The sequence below is a fragment of the Anaerococcus cruorum genome, from assembly GCF_046365495.1.
GTDB lineage: Bacteria > Bacillota > Clostridia > Tissierellales > Peptoniphilaceae > Anaerococcus > Anaerococcus cruorum.
The window spans coordinates 1-1,784 of sequence record NZ_JBGMEH010000009.1 but is presented as its reverse complement, the minus strand read 5'-3'; the positions used below and the strand labels follow the sequence as shown (position 1 = coordinate 1,784).

Sequence of the window (1,784 nt, the reverse complement as noted above, 5' to 3'; positions counted from 1 at the left end):
CTTAAGACCTTCGGCCTTAACCATTGGGACACTCTGAACGAGGACCTACAATCAATTTGCCTTGCAAATTGGGTTAGGTCTCTCAAACAATATTTCCAGTCAAGATTTAAAGTATTAGTATCCATTAGCTAAATGCATTACTGCACTTACACCTTGGACCTATCAAACGTATTTTCTTTACGTACTTTTAGGAATCTTATCTTGAGGGTTGCTTCGTACTTAGATGCTTTCAGTACTTATCAATTCCATACTTAGCTACCCAGCTATGCTCCTGGCGGAACAACTGGTACACCAGTGGTATGTCCATCCCGGTCCTCTCGTACTAAGGACAGGTCCTCTCAAATTTCTTACGCCCACGCTGGATAGGGACCGAACTGTCTCACGACGTTCTGAACCCAGCTCGCGTGCCTCTTTAATGGGCGAACAGCCCAACCCTTGGGACCTACTTCAGCCCCAGGATGAGACGAGCCGACATCGAGGTGCCAAACCTCCCCGTCGATGTGGACTCTTGGGGGAGATAAGCCTGTTATCCCCGGGGTAGCTTTTATCCGTTGAGCGATGGCCCTTCCATGCGGTGCCACCGGATCACTAAGTCCGTATTTCTACTCTGCTTGAGCTGTATCTCTCGCAGTTAAGCTCGCTTTTGCCTTTGTACTCTACGAATGGTTTCCGTCCATTCTGAGCGAACCTTTGAACGCCTCCGTTACTTTTTAGGAGGCGACCGCCCCAGTCAAACTGCCCAACTGACAATGTCCTTTGCCCTGATTAAGGGTCAATGTTAGAATTTTGATATTAGAAGGTTGGTATCCCAAGGATGACTCCACGAATACTGGCGTACACGTATCAATGTCTCCCAACTATCCTGTACATCTAATCTCAAAATCCAATATCAGCCTACAGTAAAGCTCCACGGGGTCTTTCCGTCCTAGCGTGGGTAAGTCGCATCTTCACGACTACTACAATTTCACCGGATCCTTTGTTGAGACAGTGCCCAAATCGTTACACCTTTCGTGCGGGTCGGAACTTACCCGACAAGGAATTTCGCTACCTTAGGACCGTTATAGTTACGGCCGCCGTTTACTGGGGCTTAAGTTCTAGCCTTCGCATTCGCTAAGCTTTCCCCTTAACCTTCCAGCACCGGGCAGGTGTCAGCTCCTATACTTCATCTTACGATTTTGCAGAAACTTGTGTTTTTGGTAAACAGTCGCTTGGGCCTGGTTTCTGTGGCCAGATCGCTCTGGCTCCCCTTCTCCCGAAGTTACGGGGACATTTTGCCGAGTTCCTTAACAAAGGTTCTTCCGCGCGTCTTGGTATTCTCTACCTCCCTACCTGTGTCGGTTTTGGTACGGGCGCTTTGGTCTTGATAGTGACTTTTCTTGGCAATTTGAAATTGGCTACTTCTCTACTCATGTTTTCGATACCTATCACACATCAGCCTTATGATTAGCGGATTTGCCTACTAATCAGCCTTTGTGCTTAGACTGCCATCCATCGGGCAGCTTAGCTTATCCTCTTGCGTCATCACTTCTCTAATAGCGACTTTAAGCGGTACAGGAATATAAACCTGTTATCCATCGGCTACGCCTTTTGGCCTCGCCTTAGGTCCCGACTTTCCCTGAGGGGACGAGCCTTGCTCAGGAGTCCTTAGGGTTTCGACGGGAGTGATTCTCACACTCCTTCTCGCTACTCATGCCAGCATTCTCTCTTGTATTAAGTCCACACCTGCTTTCGCTTGGGCTTCTTCCCTAATACAATGCTCCTCTACCACTGATAGAGTATTTAAA

General features: G+C 48.0%; 1 rRNA gene. It reads right to left on the bottom strand.

Annotated elements, in window-relative coordinates:
• Positions 1–95: 95 nt before the first annotated feature.
• Positions 96–1,784, bottom strand: a 23S ribosomal RNA gene (locus ACCQ40_RS08160); the annotation flags it as partial.